This is a genomic window from Bacillus sp. NMCC46, assembly GCF_002998465.1.
Classification (GTDB): Bacteria; Bacillota; Bacilli; order Bacillales; family Bacillaceae; genus Bacillus.
On sequence record NZ_PVQZ01000001.1, the window covers coordinates 941,728 to 960,463 of the forward strand.

Below are 18,736 nucleotides of genomic sequence, written 5' to 3' on the forward strand. Positions count from 1 at the left end.
TTCTGCTCATATAAGTATAACATAAGTCATTATTTGTCAATCATTCAACTGCTAAACTCGTAATCTGTCCATCTTCTGCTGCTTGCTTCATATGCTCATGACAGGTGAAATAAAACAGCTGTGTTTCAAAACGTGTGAGCTCGTTCATCATCTCCAGCACTCTTCCTAGACGAACGTGATCGAAATGAACGAAGCTGTCATCCATCATAAACGGAAGCTGACAATCTTGCTGATGAGACAAAGCGAGCGCAAAACGAATCGCCAGATAGATCTGTTCACACGTTGCCTGTGAAAGCTCCTCTGGACGGAATATTCGTCCATCCATTCTTTTCACCATCAGCAAGTCATCTTCAGGTGAAAATAAAATCGCTTCATAACGATCATTTGTTAACGGTTGAATAAAACTTGAGGCTGTTTGAAGCAATGCAGGCAGCCTTGTTTCTTTATGCTCATTCAATTTTTCTCGTATGACGGAGCGGACAAGCTGAATTGCCGCCCATTTTTTTGCGAGGTGCTTCGCATGCTCCTGCTCTGCGGCAAGCTGATGAGTCAAATCAGACACCGTTCCAGAAGCTTCTATTTGCCGGATTTCCACCGCTAGTTCTGCTAAACGTTTTTCCATATTCTCCGCATTCAATTGAACGTCATGAAGGTGCTGCCTTGCTTCTGCACACTCCTCTTCAAGGAGAGGTAATCCTTTGCGAACAATCCATTCCTCCTCATCAAAACAACCGCTTCTATGAAGCTCTTGATTTAGCTGCTGCAAATGGGAAAGCCGTTCCCGGTATTCTTTAGATAGATGAGAAAGCACTTGGTAATCTTCTTTGGACTCTGCTTCTACTTGACGAAAAAGCTCGCCAGTTTGTTTTTCGTAATATTGAATTTCCCCTTCTAGTGTCGTGAGCTGCTGGATCGCATGTTGAATAGATACGTGCAATGTCTGGCGTTCTTTTTCTCTTCTCGCCTCATCTTTCAATATCTCTTGAAAAGCTGAGATATTCTCCTGAATGGTTCCTTCCTTTTTTTGAAGGATACTGCTTAACGCTGAAACCCTGCCCTCATAAATCGATTGCTGATCGGAAAGCATGCCTATTTCACGATGAAGCTCCTCATATGCCGCTGTATTCATTTTTAATTGTTTTAGGATATGGAAGGCCTCTACTAGGAAAGAAAGCTCAGACGACAAGCCAAGCTGTCTCTTCTTTTCCTCTACTTGCTGCTGGACAGGTTCCAGCTCTAGCTCCCAGTCTTCATATTGCCGAATGATTCTTTCGTACAGAAGCTCCTTCTGCCTCATAAGTGTTTCAGCTGAAGCTGCCTGCACTTGAAATGAATCAAAGGCCCCTTCGCCGCTTCTTTGTTTCATAGGGCTCATTTGACTTAATGGGTAAATGAGAAAGAAGAGAAAAACAGAAAATCCCGCAAACAAGAGCGTGATCCACCACTCTGTTAAAAAGAATAGAACAAGCAGAAGCACCACATCAAATGCGATCAAGCCTCGGAATAACGACGCCCGGGAATGAATCGGTTTCTTTTTCGATCTTGTCCCCTTCGCATCATCTTCTGCTCCGTGCTGTCTGACTTGCTGTTCCTTTAATCCTTTTAGAGCGGCTTCTGCTTCGTCCAGCTCATGTCTTGCGTGATCAAATCGTTCATCTAACTGCGCTTTTCTATCCATGAGACGAACGTATTGAGTGACAGTCTCCTTTAATTCCCACTCAAATTCAAGCGAATCGTCAATTTGTTCGAGCTTTATCGGGCGCTCCCACTTTAGCTTTGCTACCGCTTCGTCTATTTTTTGTTTCAATGAATCACGGTTTGCTCGACACTCTGCTATGTGCTTTTTCACAAGCTCAGCATCAGCTGCTTCATCTACGACTCGTTTCATCTCCATTATGGTATCCTTGTCATAGAGCGGTTGAACTTGTACGAGTGAGGTTTGCAAATGGTCTAACTTCTGCTTCAGTGCAGTCAATTGAGCCTTTTTCGGGTGAAGGTGTGATTCTAGTTTATCCAGCTCATGCTCTGTTTCTGCTCTAAAACGTTTGACTCGGTCTGGATAGCGGGCTAATTCCTTTTTTAATTCCACTTTTTTCTCAATCATGGGATAAACTTGAATGGATTCAGCCAGTTTCTGAATGTGTTCCTCAGCTTGCTTCATTTCACTTTGAAGCTTTTCGATCGTCTCTGTTAATTCAGATTGCTCCCGTTTCTTTTCGGTATAGCTGCCTTCTACCAATCTCGCTTGTTTCAGCTGACCTGTCAGCTCTTTTAAACGATCAAGCTGCTGGTTTAATTCAGGCTTGCGTCCATTTGGTTTAAACAGCTGCTCCTGCTGCTTTAGCAGCCTGCTATCCATCTTGGTGGCTGCATCCGAGCCAAATAAACTTGAGAAAAGTAGAAATTCGCCTATTTGGTCCTGGTTTAAGGCTTGGACATTTTGCAGTCCAAACACATCAAATGAATAGATTGATTGATATAATCTGCGATCCGTTCCCTTTAAAAGTGTCTGTAGAAAAGCTTCGTCTTTCACTTCACCATTCGGTAAAAATACCTGTGCTTGCCCACCGCGATCGGACGTTCTCTCAATATGAATAACGCCTAACTCATCATCTTGGCAAGTAAGGGAACCACCATAAAAAGAACCCTGTTTCGTCTTGTACATCTTGTTTTTCGGAAAACCAAATAACATCGATTCAATAAACGTTTTCAATGTCGTTTTCCCCGATTCATTCAGGCCGTAAACTAGCTGAAAACCGTCATCAGAAAAGTGAAAGGTCCGATTTGAAAATTTCCCGAAATGGGCGATATGGAGTGAACGTATTTTCATTGTGCCTCTCCTTTTCTCATAATTGCTTTAGCTGTTCTGTCAGCAGCCTTTGTGCTTCTTCTTTTATATCCACTTCATCCTCTTTTGTGAGAGCTTTTCCTGACTTTCTATAGGTTGGGTGACGCTTGATCGGTGATAGAAGCTCTTCATATGCCTCAAACTGTGAAATTTCAGCAGTGAGTTCCTTCAAAAAAGAATCTTCTGGATAGACGACATCCTCGTTTGTTCGGCAGTCAATCGATATCACCCAAACGAATACCTCTTCATCTTCTTCCTGTTCATGAAGAACGGTCAACAGCTCCTCAAGTACCTCAAGCTGAGTACGCTCAAAGTAAGGAGGAGCATCACCCGTCAATTCAATTTTCACAAAATGAGGGACGCCCTCCTCTTTCAGCTCACTGATTTTGCTATCCACAAGTGTCACAAGATCCGTCATATGAACCGTTTCTGTCATGTCTATTGCAAGTGTCTCAAACATCACATCCGCACAGCTAATAAATTCCGCTGTCTCAGAATCCTCGGAGAGTTGAATAACGTAACAGCCTTTCTCTCCTGTTTCTTTAATATGTCTGCCCTGCATGTTACCAGGGTAAATAATCAACGGGTCTTCATGCAGAAGGGCTCTCTTATGTATATGTCCAAGCGCCCAATAATCGAAATCCCGTGAAAGAAGCTGCTCAAGCTGAAATGGTGCATACGCATCATGCCCTTCTTGTCCGGCTAATGTACCGTGAAGCATCGCAATGTGATAGGCAGCATCTGTCGTTTTGACATAATGAGATGTCATATTTTCATAGACAGCCCGCTCTTTGTAGCTAAACCCATAAATACTTGCAACAAGCTGCCCCCCTCTATAGTAGGATTGCTCACTTGGTGTACTGCTTGAAAAAACGTGCACATTCTCAGGCCACTCAATCGGTGTCCATTCACCGCCTAAATGATCATGATTACCATAAATAATAAAGACGTCAATCCCTTGAGTTTGCAGTCTTAGAAACTGATTTCTTAAAAACAGCTGTGCTTTCAGACTGCGATTGGATTCGTCAAATAAATCTCCGCTCAGCAGCACAAAGTCTACTGCTCGAGCAATGGCGAGATCAAACATATTCTTCGCACTTTGAAATGTACTTTCTTTGAGCCGCTTAAATGGTAAGCTAGGGATATTCGACATTCCTGCAAATGGACTGTCTAAATGTAAATCTGCGGCATGAATAAAGGTGAGCTTAGTCAAACGTCTATCTCCTTGTCCGATACTGTCATTGTCCATATTTTATCATGCCATTTTTACGAATGCACGTTCTATCGCTCTCATTCTAAAAAACACAGTTTTAAGAGCTAAAAAAGAGGTTTTGCCTTATTCATTGTTTAATTACATAGAAAAGCAGAGGAAAGGGAGATGAGGAATGGAGAAGACATACTTTTTAACTGTATTTGACCGGTCGGGTGAGACCTTATTAAATGAAAAAATCACAACGGATAGTGATGAAAAGGCAAAGGAATTAGGGCGCCATCGCTTAATCGAACAGCAATACACGAAGCATTCCCACCGGCTCGTTGATGATGCAGGCAAGCTTCTTTTATTTGAACGTTAAAAAAACCGGCATTCGCCGGCCTCACATTCGTTTATACGTTCTGAAACACAGGTCGTCTTTTTTCTAAAAAGGCCTGAATGCCTTCCTTATGATCATGACTTTGCCTCAGTCTTGCCTGTGCTGCCCTCTCCTTTTGAAGAACGGCTAGCAGCTCAGGTTCTGACTGCTGAAAATAGATCAGCTTTGTTTCAATAAATGCTTGAAGCGGCATGTTCATAAACGGCTTCACACATACTTTTTGATACGCATCGACTTCATCCTGAAACACCCCGTCTGCAAGGCGCAGTTTTAACGCTTCTTCAGCCGGCAGCTTTTGTCCGCTCCAAATCAATTGTTTCGCGGTTTGTTCACTGACTCTTTTTGTGAGAAAAAAATGCCCTCCGCCATCTGGAATTAACCCTACTCCATTAAAATTCATGGCGAGCTGTGCATCCTGATGCATAAACAAGTAGTCACAGCTTAAAGCAAAGCTAAAAGCAAGGCCTGCCGCTGACCCGTGGACAAGGGCAATCGTCACTTTTTTCATACCGGCTAGAGAAAGTGTAATTCCCTCGATCAAATCCATCACACGATGGAAATCTTCTTCACTTTCCTGCTTAAGCATCATGCCAATATCTCCGCCTGCTGAAAACCCTTTCCCCGCTCCCTTGATCACAACGACTTTTGCACTGCTTTCTTCCGCTGCATCACACGCCTCTTTGAATTCAGCAAACATGTCCACATGAAATGAATTATAAGCATCAGGCCTGTTGAAAACGATTTCAAAAATATCCCCGTCTAACTGACAATTGATATATGTCATCATCCATCCCCCTTTTCTTTTAAACTCATGACTTAATTCCATTTCAACCCGAATAATCCCTTTTCCTCTTCATAAAAAATTTCAAGATCAATTGATACCAAAACAAGCATAATTGTTGAAACAAGAAATATATTTTTATATAGTAAATGAAGAAAGAAAATGATTTTGAAAGGGGGAGGATGATTGATAAGGTGTTCCATATTCATATTGGTTAGTTTCATCGTCATGTTTTCTCCTTTTTCAAATGTCGTTTTTGCTCCACAGGCAGAAGCGAGTGCACCTAGTCTTATTTCTCCATCCATCTACGATGAAGAAATTCAAGCTGTGAAGACACCTCCATTTTCAAAAAAACATGCCTCCTCTATTCTGTTAAAGAACAGATTATCACTGGCTGATTCAAAGGTTTTTCTTCTCAAGCCTGCTCCAGCAGCTGCATTATCCATTGATCTATGTTTTTTGGAAATGAAGTGTGCGATCCCCATTATGTGTCAATCAAATTACCTCTACTGATTCATTTTATTTCATCCGTATTACTATATGAAAAACACAACCTATCATATTCGGAGGGATAAAATGAATATTAAAGAAAATGATCTTCCTGGGATCGGAAAGAAATTTGAAATTGAAACGAGAAATAGAGAAAAAATGACGATAGTGATTCATGATGATGGCAGACGGGAGATTTATCGTTTTGACGATGATGATCCAGATGAAGTGCTGTCCACCATTTCTCTCGATGATGCTGAATCAAGGCAAATCGCTGCGATTATCGGCGGCATGGTGTATAAACCGCAGGCACTTGAAACCATTGAAATGGCCTTCAATGACTTAATGATTGAATGGTTTAAGGTGGAAAAAGGCGCAAAAGCGGTTGGACATACACTCGGTGATTTAGATGTGCGGCAAAACTATGAAGTCACCGTCATTGCGATCATTAAACATACAAATGAAAAATTACTGAACCCTGGTGCCGATTCGATTATTGAAGCAAATGATACGATGGTCATTTCAGGCGAAAGAAAACACTTAAAGCGATTGATTCGTGATTTTCTTTCTAGAGGGGGAGAGTGATGAATGGATCATTTAGTCTTTGAAGTTGGGACGGCGCTGATTCTCATCGCCATCGCCAGCTTAATCGCCAATAAAATAAAATTCTCTATCATCCCTTTTCTCATTGTCCTCGGTATGATCGTTGGGCCGCATGCTCCAACCATCGGGATCATTGATCTAAAATTTATCGAAAGCACCGAAATTATTTCGTTTTTTGGCAGAATGGGCGTCTTGTTCCTTCTTTTCTATCTTGGACTTGAGTTCTCTGTCGGAAAGCTTATTAAATCGGGCAAATCCATTGCTGTCGGCGGATCTATTTATATTTTGATTAACTTCAGCTTAGGACTGCTTTACGGTTTTATCACAGGGTTTGGGTTCCTTGAGGTTCTCATTATGGCAGGGGTTATCACGATTTCATCCAGTGCCATTGTGGCCAAAGTCCTTGTTGATTTGAAACGGACTGCGAACCCTGAAACTGAGTTAATTCTTGGGATCATTATGTTTGAGGATATTTTCCTCGCTGTTTATTTATCCGTCGTATCTGGTCTTGTCCTTGGAGATGCCACAACGGTTAGCGGTGCCTTATTATCCATTTTCATTGCTTTTGGTTATATGATGCTTTTCTTTATCATCGCACGTAAGCTGCCAAAACTATTAAACAAGTTGTTCGATATCCGTTCGAACGAAGTGTTCATCATTGTGATTTTTGCGGCTTTATTCTTTGTCGCTGGTTTCTCAGAGACAATCCATGTAGCAGAGGCCATTGGGGCACTCTTACTTGGTCTTGTTTTCTCAGAAACAGAGCACTCTGACCGCATCGAACATCTTGTGGTTCCATTTAGAGATTTCTTCGGGGCCATGTTCTTCTTCAGCTTCGGTCTCAGCATTGATCCATTTACATTAGGTGATGCCTTCTGGCTTGCGATCGGCGCTGTGATTCTCACCTTCATTGGGAACTTCACTGCTGGAATGTTCGCTGGAAGAAGAGCTGGATTTTCTCATAAAGCCTCTTCTAATATTGGATTAACCATCGTATCACGAGGAGAGTTTTCAATCATTGTAGCCGAGCTCGGTATTGCGGGCGGACTTGCCGCTACCTTGAAGCCATTTGCTGCATTGTACGTCTTAATCCTTGCGATTTTAGGACCGCTTGTGACGAAGGAATCTAAGCGAATTTATCAAATCCTAAACAAAATCTTCAAATGGAAAACAGAAAAACCAAAAGTGAAAAAGGAAACAACGATCTAATGAAAAAGGGCCCTATGCTTGGGCCCTTTTTCATCTTATTCAAATTGCTGAAATGCTGTTTCTTGCTTGACTGACGCTTCTTTCATCCCGCGAATCGTTTGAATCACTTTCTGGTTGCGGTAGATGGATAGTTTTAAATTGGTCGCCGCTGTTCCATGAGAGTGATCAAGATGCGTGAATGTAAAGAAATGATGAGGGCGCTTGTCTTTGAACACAAGCCTGAAGTCTTCTGTCACTTTAAAATGCTCTTCACTTTCCCATTCAATCAAAGGTTCATACGCACTAAACCACGCCGGGATATTCGGAGTGTACCCTGTAGCCAATACGGCACGATCAGCTGTTATACTCTTTTCTTTCTTTAGCTGCCACTGCTTTAGGTGCAGCTTCAGGGACTGATTCTCCTCCACCTGAATCGCTTCAAGCTCGGTCATTGGCTGAATCACCACAGATGGCTCTTCACCTGTAACAGACCGATGATACAATTCCTGATAAATACGCGAGAGCGTCGATGCATCTATACCATTTCTTAATCCAGTCAGCCTAGGCAATGTGTTCATTCGTTCTTCATAAGGAAGCGAATGGAAATATTCGACGTACTTCGGTGTAAATAGCTCCTGGCCAAGCTCTGCCGTCTCCAGCTCTCTAAATTCACTAGATCGCGTAAACCACGAAAGCTGCTGTCCTTTCTTTTGATGCTGAAGCAGGTCTAAGAAGATTTCGGCTGCACTCTGCCCAGAGCCAATCACCGTCACCGACTCAGCTTCATGAAGTTCTTCCTGCTGGTCTAAATAACGGCTGCTATGTGTCACATATGGCAGTGCAGCATCAGGCACATCGACAGGAATCATCGGTTTGCTCCCTGTTCCAAGCACGACATGCTTTGCACGATACTCAGAAAGCGATCCATCCTTCAATCGCCGGACTTTCACAAGATAACCACCTTGGCAGTCCGTCACTTCCTCTACCTTCATCCCAAATTGACAGCTATCTAATTCACCTGCGACCCATGATAAATACTCATTGAATTCTCTTCGCGGAATGTCAAACTGTTCAAATGTATAGAACCGGTGAAGTCTATTTGATTCATGTAAATAATTTAAAAATGTATACCTGCTCCTTGGATTCGCCATCGTCACAAGATCAGCTAAAAAGGAGACTTGTAAATCCGTTCCTTTGATCAGCATACCAGGATGCCAGGCAAACTCGGACTCCTGTTCAAAAAAACAGCATGAAACATCTTCATACTCCTCTAACAAAGCCGCCAAACCTAAATTGGCGGGCCCAATCCCAATTCCGATCACATCAATCATATGTACACCTGCTTTAACTTTTTATCACTTATATACCCTTTTACAAATGAAAAAAACACTGCGTCACCGCAGTGTTTAAACGTGAGGAACAAATAATGACTCAAGAAATTCAATTTTCTCTTCGGTATAGTGTTCATAGCGGTCATTATACGATTTTGGATCTTTTGGATTGGCATACTGCGTAATTTTTCCTGAACGCGGATCAATGAATTTACTAGCAGCACCGCATCCAATCCCAATGATTGTCTGCACTTCTTCCATAATAATGATATTATACAAACTTTCCTGCCCATCCAATGAATACCCGACATTTTCAAGGTTCCCTAAGATGTTTTTTTGTCTATATAAATAATAGGGATGATAGTCATGTGCTTTCGTCCAAGCGACCGCTTCATCCATCATACGTGTGATTTCTTCCCGGTCTGCTACTTGATATTTGTCCTTATTGCGCGTCATCTCAGAAGCTCTTTTAAAGGAGAGCGTATGCACAGTTAACGATTCAGGCTTAAGTTCTTCAGTCTGCTGCAAGGAATGCTGGAATTCCTTTAGCCCTTCTCCCGGCAAACCAATAATTAAGTCCATATTAATGTTATTCATGCCATACTGTCTTGATAAGTGATACTTTTCAATCGTTTCTTCTACACTATGGTGCCGGCCAATGGCTTTCAGTGTTTCATTCTCATACGATTGTGGATTGATGCTAATCCGGTCAATATGATATCGGTTTAGCACCTCTAGCTTATCAGGTGAAATCGTATCAGGACGTCCTGCTTCGACAGTCACTTCCCGTATATGTTTCACATCAGGGAACGAGCGATACATTTCTTCATACAGCAAATCCATTTCTTCCGCAGTGATACTCGTCGGCGTACCTCCGCCAAAATAAACAGTCGTCACTTTGATACCATGTTCTTTTAGCCAAGTACCGATTTTTTGCATCTCATAATGCAGACCAAACAAAAACGTTCCCACTCTTCCAGCTTGTCCTTTAATCGCATAAGCAGGAAACGTGCAATAAGCGCATTTGGTTGGGCAGAAAGGAATACCAATATAAATACTTACTTCCTGCTGAAGGTCATACAGGTCAGGAATCGCTTGAAGCTGACGGTCGACAATCTCCTGCATCAAATCGATTTTTTCATCATGAATCAAATAATCACGCTTTAATGCGGCATGCGCGTCTTCCTTTGTCATGCCTTCTCTCAGCATCTTATGGAGTAATTTTGTAGGACGTATCCCTGTGAGAATACCCCACTTTTGCGTCATTCCTGTGTACTCCTGAAGCAGATGTAAATAAACAGACAGCACTGTGTTTTTGATTTGCTTCCAGCGCTCCTTATCGTTCAAGCCCTCTGGGACGTCTCGCGAAAAACGACTAGTGATGTCTGATCCAGCGATGTGACCAGATGCTTCCACCGTTCCATTTTCTTCTTTCCAGCTAAACACCATGGTTAAGCCATCTTCTAATTCTCCTGTATCAAACAGCACTTCACTATCTTCTTCAAATAAATTGGCTATATTAACAAGCGGGCGATGAAATCGTTCATCTGACAGCCCTTTAATTAAAATTCGCATCGTATCACCTTTATCTTCAAACTTGTTTCATTTTACAAAATCTATGTAGGAAAAGCAATGACTGGAACAGTTGAAGGCCCTGCCATTTCTTGATTGACAGGGCCTTCGTCTATATTATCGTTTAATATCGAATTGATGTAAAAATCCTTCTCTTTGCTGCATTCTAAAGTATTCTTTGATCATATAAGCGACTCCCTGTTCATCGTGCGAACGTGTCACCCAATCGGCTTTACGCTTAACAGAATGAGGGGCATTTCCCATCGCAACGCCTAAGCCAGCCAATTCGAGCATTGGGATGTCATCTGTCCCCTGCCCAATGACCACCGTATCTTCTAAAGTCAAACCTAATGCTGAAGTCAAAAGAGAAAGCCCCGCTTCTTTCGATACGCCTTTGCATACGATATTCATTTTCTCATCACTGATCTGAATAAGATCGACAGATGGAAAAGCTTGTTGAATGGTTCGGTGAATTTCAGGCTGAAGCTCTGCGGCCGAATATACTTCAATCACTGGTGTACTGACCGGTTCATCCATCAGCATATCACTTAGCGATTCAACAAATTGCACAGGATAGAAAATTGGATCAGACGGATGAATCAACGTCTTTCCCATCAGCTGTGACTGCGTTTTTTTCCGGTTGCCAATTGAGAATTTTTCATGCAGTAAGCGAACATTACAATCAAAGCTTTCAAGAATTTGCACAAGATTAAATGTTTTTTCTTCCGTTAGTTTCTTCACATGAAGCGGCTCATCGAGTTTATTCGCGATAAATGCACCACTATGCGTCACAAGGGTTGACGTTGGAATCTTCAACGCCTTGGCTATTTTTTGTGCGGAACGAAAATGCCGGTTGGTGACAAGCGTCACGTAAACCCCTTTTTTCTTCACGTATTCCACAGCTTCTTTTGTAGCGGAATGGATTTTTCCATTGGAACGAAGTAACGTTCCATCTATATTGAGTGCAAGTAGTTTTTTTGACACTGAGGCATCCCCCTTCTTGATGACTGTACTTACGATGAGGATATGCCCTAGCTTGGTGCTTTAGAACATGCAGTTAAAAGAGCCCTGTGTTATGAATCTTTTGCAAATAAAAAAAGCCTACCCCTAGGCTTTTTTTTATGTATGGTTTGGATGCGTCACAATGAGGTGATGAAGCTCCCCATGATCCCCTTATCTTTCACACACCAAAGCATTGCTTATATCAGATCCCCTTATGCTTTGCGTTTCTCCCAGAAGCGCTTCTCTCTCGTTTGGCTAATCGCCTTAAATCCCAAGTGAAACGCACCCAATTGTCCCATGAGAGCGCTCATTTGAAAGCACTTTCAATATAAGTATTATCGCAGAATTTATGAGCTTCGACAACCTTTTTTTGAAAAGTTGGACAGGGAACATGTGAAATAAAAAAAGGGCGAATATCATCGCCCTTTTCATTCATTTTCTTCTGGATTCCCATAAAGCTCTTCAAGAGGCTTCATGATCACTTTATTTAATTCTCCGATGAGAACACTCACACGTTGTTCTGCTTCCATCAACTGAGAGATTTTATCGTGCTGTTGAACAAGTGCCACTGTTTTTTGAGCTTGCTCCACTTCTTCTTGTGTGATCTCTTGACCAGTCATTTGTTTTTGTTGAAGGTTTACTTGAATGTCCCGGAAGTTCTCGAACATTCTTTTAGAGGACTCATCCGCGTTTACCTCATCATAAAGATTTTTTAAAGTTGAATATTCTTCGCTATGACGCAGAGCTTTTTCAAGGTCATATGCAACATCATAAACATTTACAGACATGTTATGTCTCCTTTCTATCCGTTATCACCGATATGATCGGCGGACACCACTCCACTATAACAAACTATGGCTTTCGTTTCACATATATACAATGAATTCATCAAAATTTCTCTAGCTTGTCTTAAAATAGCGTGACAAAGATTGCTTGAATTGCGCCGATTAATCCGCCTAAAAAACCGCCTAAAAACGTGATCATTTTAAGTTCATTGTTGGAAATGCTAATCACAAGCTCCTCCATTTTTTTAAGCGGAAAATGTTCAATCTGCTCACGAATGATATCTTCAAATTTGAGCTTTGCGAGCAGTCCCTCTAAAGCATTCGATGCTGCTTTAATCCCCTTGTCGACAAGCACTGGTGCAAAGTGTGTTTTGAGATCAAGCGCTACTGCACTGACATAATATCCAACTGGCTTGTCTAATATCAGCTTTGTAGAGAAGTGTGAAAGCAATTGCTTTTTCACACTATAAGCAAGCTCCTTCACATTCCATTTTTCATCTAGCTCCTGAAGAGAAAACTGCTTCACCTTGTCCCATTCTTGAACAAGCAAATCTGATAAAAATCTTTTTGTTTCTGCGTTTCTTAAAAATTTGATGATTTCAGGATGTACCCGATCAATTAAGCTTGAATTCCCTAGAAACATTTGAACCATACTGCCAAGCATGCCTCGTTCCTTTAAGAAATCATCAATCATATTGCCAAGTCTTGCTTTACCTTCCTCGCTTTCAAAATAATGAATCCCTCTCTTTAAAATATAATCTGCTGCATCTGGAATTTTTGAAGATATTTTGTTTTCCACATCTAGCGGAAGCAATTCAGATAAAGTTTGCTCATTATATTTTTCAAGCAGTGAATTGAGCTTTTGATCAGACCACTGATGGATCCATTCATCTGCTTTGACGTCAGCCTGTGATACGCCGAATCTTTCAAGCAAAGATAGCACTGTTATCTCCATTACAGCGCCTTTGTCAATATATCGATGGACTGTATGCAAGATCTCCTGCTTTGCCTCCGATGATTCAAATCGCTTTTGAATTCCTTCTGGCGTGAGCAAATGCTCCATAACCATGACACCAACCTGCTTGGCTACTTCATCTCTTCTTTTAGGAATGAGCCCTGGTGTAAATGGAAGCTGTTTCCCAAATAAATAGTATGGCTTATAAGGCCGAAAAAGCATTTTAATTGCAAGATGGTTTGTCGCTGCTCCTATGACTGCGCCTATAACAATCATAAAGATAAACGTTGTGAATATATTCAAAGTCGTCATCTACCTTTCAAACAACACCCGATGTTTATTGGTTTAATCTATACGTATTATAGTTGTTGTCAAGTCCCCAAGCAAATGAAGCATGTTGCTAGACATATGATCAATCGATCTGTCGTAATGATAAAGGAGCGCAATCTTTATGTAAAATCATGAAAAAGTGTTTTTGTGCTGGTAAAAAAAGAAGTTGAAAAGAAGGTGTTTTTTAATGACATCAACATTAGGTATTGTGACCCTTTCTTCAAAGTATGAAGAGGCATTCACTCGTGGGTTAGCCAAAGCTGCCCCTTCTTATGGTTTAAAGGTTGTTCGTTTTACACCATTTGATTTAAAGCCGGCTTCAAATTTGATACAAGGTCAAACTTATACGAATGGTCAAGGATTTGCCGCAGCAGAATTTGAGATTCCTGACTTGATTTACGATCGATGCCTTTACAAGCATGACGCACAATCTAAAAAAGCAAAACCAATCATGGAATGGCTGAAAAAGTATCCGAAAACAGATTTTTTAAATACAGGTATTTCAAATAAAATGATGCTATTCGAGCAGCTCCGTCTCCTCCCTTCTTTACAGCCATATTTACCTGTCTGCTCATTATTAAAAGAGCCATCAGACCTTCTCAACATGGTAAGGAAAGACGGTTATTGTAAAATGCAGCCGCTCTCTCAACAGCATGCAGCATCTACTTACTTCATTTTCTTAAAAGACAACACTTTCACTGTTCAGCTAAGTCCCGAGCAAGTCATCACATTTTCGCGTCCATCAGATATAGAGCGCTGGTGTAAAAAGTACGTAGGCCGATATTTCCTTCAATTTTTTCAGACGAGTGATCAAAAAGACTTTTTATTCAATGAAATAAGGATTTTCCTTATGAAAGATTCACAAAATCAATGGAATCGCATAGGGATTCACACAAAATCACCTACAGAAAATAGTCATTTAAACATTACACAAAAATCAGCTCCCATGATAGGCTTTGATCACTATCTAAACACATTGCAGCCGCACATCAAAGAGCTTCTTTTAGATGATATTGCATCCATTCAAGCATCTCTCCCAGCATATATAGATAAAACCTTCTCCCCTTGCTTTGAATTCGCTGTAGACTTACTCCATACAAGTGAAGGCAGGCTTTTCATATCAAATATAAGATCAAAGCCAGGGCGATCCGCTTTTTTAAAAGCTTATCCTGACAAGGAAGATCAATTGATTCGTACCATTCTTGCACATGCTCAATCGATGACGTCTCAACCGAAGGAGGTTTCTTATGAACAAAAATCGCTTCATCATCGCCCCTCATCTCACAAGTGAAAAAACAGTTCATCTTCCCGCCCATTTTAAACAGCAGGATGCGATCTATTCTCTTGCTTTAGGATCCCGTTTAGTAGATGACTTCACCGTTTCCTATCATCAACATCCAAATAAAATTTTATTATCAGAAAATCTATATAGAAATTTACTAATTCCTTATCAATCAAAAGCTGATGTGATCGCCGTTGATCATACACTGTTTATAGGGCCGCTGCTTGGCATTTTCACAGCAGGTTTTGGGCAAAGCACGCAGCCACTAGGAACGAGATCAGACTTTTTTATCAAACTGCTGCACTCTTTCAGGCAGCATGCTGGATTTGCCTACCTTTTTGGTACACATTCTATTGATTGGGATAAAGGAATAGTAGAAGGATTGTTGCACCAACAGCAAACATGGGTTAAAAAACAGATGCCTCTGCCGTCAGTCATTTACGACCGTCTTCCAAATAGAAAGGCTGCTCAGTCGGCATTCATTCAAGAAACAAAGCGTAAACTCACACAAGACTATGATATTCCTTGGTTCAACCCTTATTTTTTTAATAAATGGGATATTCATGAACAACTGTTAACAGATGAAAAAACATGTCCTTTTCTTCCACATTCCATACAATTGGATCCGGTGGACGCTCTAAATAAAATAGAAACACTCCTCCATCTACATCAGGTCATATACTTAAAACCATCGAATGGAAGTCACGGCGACGGTATTTATCAATTAAAGAAGACGGCTCATGGAATCACTGTATGCTCAAATCACGGAAGCGCTGTTCCATATGACTCAATAGAGCATTTCGTGACCAAGCTCCGAAAAGATCACGCAATTCAAGACTTTATGGCTCAACAAGGCATTGCACTTCTTCAAATAGACAATCAACCAATGGATTTCAGAGTTCATACGAATAAAAATAAGTACGGCCATTGGACAGTCACGGCAGCAGCAGCAAAAGTCTCTGGCAATCACACAGTAACGACTCACCATTTACATGGTGGCTTAGTAAAAACACTTTATGATGTTTTTCCAGAAAAGAAGAAGCGTTTGAAAACTTTAGAGCAGCTTTCTTATACTGCCATCACGCTTAGTCAGGTGATAGATGAAAAAATGTCCGGCCATATTGGTGAAATCGGTTTTGATTTAGGCATTGATCAGACAGGAGCTATCTGGATGTTTGAAGCCAATTCTCGCCCTGGCCGCGAGATTTTCCAGCAGGTTTCATTGCGAAACTCAGAAAGACTGATTGGGAAAAGAATCATGGATTATGCATCTTATCTTTCACAAACGACCTCAACAACTACAGACCACACGAACGTCTTCTAACTGTTTTTCGTTTTAAATTGATGGTGTTATGAAATCTATGCTTTTCCTATGCTCTTTTCATCAGATGAGATACAATAAAATCAAGTTCAAGGTTGTTTCCGTATTGTCGTGTTTATTTATTGTTTCATCAATAAAAGCAAGGAGGCAATGATGATATGATTTCTCATTTTCAATGGAAACCTCTCTTTAAGAAAGCACAGTTGCCAGGCTGGAAAATATCCTTTTTTCACAATGGTGCGCACTACGAAGGCATCTACCACAAAACAGGTGATATTGAATGGGGCTCCCAGCTTCCACCTCATGAAGTCGAACCAACCTTAAAAGAAGAAATCCACGAATTAATGCTATTCCATGTCTATGATTAAACTGTTTAAGGAGCTTCGCCATGTTAGAAAAATTAAAGCTTGTTTACGGAGAGCATATCATCAGTTCACCTACAAATGACCATCAAATTCTTTGGTATCAAACAGACGAAGGCGAATTATTTGGAGTAGACAAATCAGAGCTTACAGCGAGAGAAACACTTCTTCTCAATACTTTCCTTACACCAATTGATCTTTCTCATACAAAGCAGACTGAGGATGAACAGAAATGGTACAGCTATCTTTTTGATAACAAACCACTAACTGTTCAGCACCCCGTCCGTGTATATTATTTTAAAATGTCCCATCAAGCAGAACAAAGGCAGCAAATAAAAGAGGCTGTGGTTCACAGCCTCGAACATGCTCATTTCATTTGGACAGGCGCTGATACAGCGATGCTGATTCAAACAAACGCTACATCAGAAAATAGTCAATTAGATCTGCTAAATGATTTGTCTCTAGCCATTACAAGTGACTTTTTAACAGACTCAGTCTTTTTACAAGGACAGCTCCATTTGCCAAATGGACATTTACAAAAGAAATTGTTAAATGAACAGAAACTTTTCTTGGACCATGTGCAGCGAGGCAAGCTTAGATCAGGGATTTCCACATTTTATCAATGTCTGCCATCACTCATGCGTTATAATGAATCCGCGCTCTCTCATGCTATTTCAGATGCTTTTAAAGAGGCGGTCCTTGATCGGGACGTTTATCGCACCCTCATGACCTATATGCAATGTAACTTAAATGCATCCAAGGCAGCAAAAGCTTTATATGTTCACAGAAACAGCCTTCAATATCGAATCGATAAATTTATTGAGCGCACAGGAATCGATATACGGCATTTTCCAGAAGCATCTGCTGTTTATTTTATGATGAATCTTCTCGACCTTTCATAACAATCAATGACATGAGCATCCTGCCCAAAAGTGAAAATGAGATGTTGTGCACGTTGTCCATTTACAGACGCTTCCCCATTTTATACACTTTATTTACAAGTAAAGCGTTTTCAATAAGAGGATGGGGAGGTTATCATCTATGGCTGAAATGATGCTCAATCAAATTTATAAAGTGTATGATAACAAGGTAACAGCAGTAGACAACTTTAATCTACATATAGAAGATAAAGAATTTATCGTGTTTGTTGGTCCATCTGGGTGCGGAAAATCAACAACCCTTCGCATGATTGCAGGACTTGAAGAGATTTCACAAGGGGATTTTCTGTTAGACGGAAAACGGATGAATGATGTAGCACCAAAAGACCGGGATATCGCAATGGTTTTCCAAAACTATGCTTTGTACCCTCACATGAATGTATACGATAATATGGCTTTTGGATTAAAGCTGCGGAAGTTCCCGAAAACAGAAATTGATGAGCGGGTTCGAAATGCTGCGAAAATATTGGGGCTTGAGCAATATTTAGACAGAAAACCAAAAGCTCTGTCTGGCGGTCAAAGACAACGTGTTGCACTTGGGAGAGCAATTGTGCGTGATGCAAAGGTCTTTCTTTTGGATGAGCCGCTTTCTAATTTAGATGCAAAACTTCGCGTTCAGATGCGTGCTGAAATATCTAAGCTTCATCAGCGTCTGCAAACGACATTTATCTATGTCACACATGATCAGACTGAAGCTATGACAATGGCTACTCGCCTTGTTGTGATGAAAGATGGCTTTATTCAGCAGGTTGGAGCGCCGAAGGATGTATATGAAAATCCAGAGAATGTATTTGTAGGTGGATTCATTGGCTCTCCTGCGATGAATTTTTTCACAGGAAAGCTCTCTGACGGTGCCATTGCAGTTGGAAAAACGCATATTCGTGTACCAGAAGGAAAGATGAAGGTATTACGCAGCCAAGGTTATATCGGAAAAGATATCATCCTTGGTATCAGGCCAGAAGATTTTCATGATGAACCCGTGTTTATAGAGGCATCTGAGGGCACAAAGATCGATGCCAACGTAGAAGTTGCTGAATTAATGGGAGCTGAAACGATGCTTTACTCTTCTCTCGATGGTCAATCGTTTATTGCTCGTGTTGATTCTCGTACCGATGTTCAGGCTGGACAGTCTATACCTCTTGCCATCGATATGAACAAAGCCCACTTCTTTGACTCGGATACGGAGCTCCGCATTCGCTCCGCTGAATAAAGAGATACATGCAGCACCATCACTCATGATTGAGTGATGGTTTTTTTGCATGTTGAACAACATTTACCATGTTCTTTTCTCGTATGTTTTTTTCAGAAATCACCATAATACTTAGTACAAAGCAGTTACTGCATTGGGTTTCGCCAA

General features: G+C 41.0%; 17 protein-coding genes. 8 read left to right on the forward strand and 9 right to left on the reverse strand.

From position 1 onward, the window contains the following. Positions 1-40: 40 nt before the first annotated feature. Positions 41-2,830: an ATP-binding protein gene (locus C6Y01_RS04825; protein ID WP_095284970.1), complete on the reverse strand. Its 2,790-nt coding sequence runs from the start codon at positions 2,828-2,830 to the stop codon at positions 41-43. A gap of 16 nt (positions 2,831-2,846) precedes the next feature. Beyond that, on the reverse strand, positions 2,847-4,061 hold the full coding sequence (locus tag C6Y01_RS04830; RefSeq protein WP_034663603.1) for a metallophosphoesterase family protein: 1,215 nt from the start codon (positions 4,059-4,061) through the stop codon (positions 2,847-2,849). A 172-nt stretch (positions 4,062-4,233) separates the two neighbouring features. Between C6Y01_RS04830 and C6Y01_RS04835 the strand changes: the two genes are divergently transcribed. Then, complete coding sequence (locus C6Y01_RS04835) at positions 4,234-4,422, forward strand: YhzD family protein (protein ID WP_034663606.1); 189 nt, start codon at positions 4,234-4,236, stop codon at positions 4,420-4,422. A 31-nt stretch (positions 4,423-4,453) separates the two neighbouring features. Here the strand turns inward: C6Y01_RS04835 and C6Y01_RS04840 are convergent, their stop codons facing one another. Both C6Y01_RS04840 and C6Y01_RS18890 read right to left on the reverse strand, forming a co-directional pair. After that, complete coding sequence (locus C6Y01_RS04840) at positions 4,454-5,227, reverse strand: enoyl-CoA hydratase (protein WP_080869535.1); 774 nt, start codon at positions 5,225-5,227, stop codon at positions 4,454-4,456. Between the two features lie 29 nt (positions 5,228-5,256). After that, positions 5,257-5,445, reverse strand: a complete 189-nt coding sequence (locus C6Y01_RS18890) for a hypothetical protein (RefSeq protein WP_080869524.1) — start codon at positions 5,443-5,445, stop codon at positions 5,257-5,259. A gap of 352 nt (positions 5,446-5,797) precedes the next feature. On the opposite strand from C6Y01_RS18890, the gene C6Y01_RS04855 reads away from it, so the two are divergent. Continuing rightward, a complete protein-coding gene (locus tag C6Y01_RS04855) occupies positions 5,798-6,295 on the forward strand; it encodes a cation:proton antiporter regulatory subunit (protein ID WP_034663613.1) in 498 nt (165 codons plus the stop codon). Between the two features lie 3 nt (positions 6,296-6,298). Continuing rightward, positions 6,299-7,522: a cation:proton antiporter gene (locus tag C6Y01_RS04860; protein ID WP_034663616.1), complete on the forward strand. Its 1,224-nt coding sequence runs from the start codon at positions 6,299-6,301 to the stop codon at positions 7,520-7,522. Between the two features lie 35 nt (positions 7,523-7,557). Here C6Y01_RS04860 and C6Y01_RS04865 read toward each other — a convergent pair whose 3' ends face one another. From C6Y01_RS04865 to C6Y01_RS04885, 5 genes are all read right to left on the reverse strand, one after another. Next, positions 7,558-8,832: a lysine N(6)-hydroxylase/L-ornithine N(5)-oxygenase family protein gene (locus C6Y01_RS04865; protein WP_095284967.1), complete on the reverse strand. Its 1,275-nt coding sequence runs from the start codon at positions 8,830-8,832 to the stop codon at positions 7,558-7,560. A gap of 75 nt (positions 8,833-8,907) precedes the next feature. Continuing rightward, positions 8,908-10,407, reverse strand: a complete 1,500-nt coding sequence (locus tag C6Y01_RS04870) for a coproporphyrinogen III oxidase (protein ID WP_034663621.1) — start codon at positions 10,405-10,407, stop codon at positions 8,908-8,910. A 114-nt stretch (positions 10,408-10,521) separates the two neighbouring features. Then, the gene (locus C6Y01_RS04875) at positions 10,522-11,388 is read right to left on the reverse strand and encodes a Cof-type HAD-IIB family hydrolase (RefSeq protein ID WP_034663623.1); all 867 of its coding nucleotides are present in this window, start codon (positions 11,386-11,388) and stop codon (positions 10,522-10,524) included. Between the two features lie 446 nt (positions 11,389-11,834). Next, a complete protein-coding gene (locus tag C6Y01_RS04880; protein ID WP_034663625.1) occupies positions 11,835-12,194 on the reverse strand; it encodes a YlbF/YmcA family competence regulator in 360 nt (119 codons plus the stop codon). 121 nt (positions 12,195-12,315) lie between these two features. Next, the gene (locus C6Y01_RS04885) at positions 12,316-13,449 is read right to left on the reverse strand and encodes a DUF445 domain-containing protein (protein ID WP_106037885.1); all 1,134 of its coding nucleotides are present in this window, start codon (positions 13,447-13,449) and stop codon (positions 12,316-12,318) included. A gap of 214 nt (positions 13,450-13,663) precedes the next feature. Between C6Y01_RS04885 and C6Y01_RS04890 the strand changes: the two genes are divergently transcribed. The 5 genes from C6Y01_RS04890 (at position 13,664) to C6Y01_RS04910 (ending at position 18,589) form a co-directional block, all read left to right on the forward strand. Beyond that, positions 13,664-14,767, forward strand: coding sequence for a YheC/YheD family protein (locus tag C6Y01_RS04890; RefSeq protein WP_106037886.1), 1,104 nt, complete (start codon positions 13,664-13,666; stop codon positions 14,765-14,767). After that, on the forward strand, positions 14,724-16,082 hold the full coding sequence (locus C6Y01_RS04895) for a YheC/YheD family endospore coat-associated protein (protein ID WP_106037887.1): 1,359 nt from the start codon (positions 14,724-14,726) through the stop codon (positions 16,080-16,082). Before C6Y01_RS04890 ends, C6Y01_RS04895 begins: the two co-directional genes overlap by 44 nt. A 155-nt stretch (positions 16,083-16,237) precedes the next feature. Next, complete coding sequence (locus C6Y01_RS04900) at positions 16,238-16,447, forward strand: YheE family protein (protein WP_003211787.1); 210 nt, start codon at positions 16,238-16,240, stop codon at positions 16,445-16,447. A 20-nt stretch (positions 16,448-16,467) separates the two neighbouring features. Next, positions 16,468-17,343, forward strand: coding sequence for a helix-turn-helix domain-containing protein (locus C6Y01_RS04905; protein ID WP_106037888.1), 876 nt, complete (start codon positions 16,468-16,470; stop codon positions 17,341-17,343). A gap of 139 nt (positions 17,344-17,482) precedes the next feature. Then, on the forward strand, positions 17,483-18,589 hold the full coding sequence (locus C6Y01_RS04910; protein WP_034663634.1) for an ABC transporter ATP-binding protein: 1,107 nt from the start codon (positions 17,483-17,485) through the stop codon (positions 18,587-18,589). Positions 18,590-18,736 lie beyond the last annotated feature (147 nt).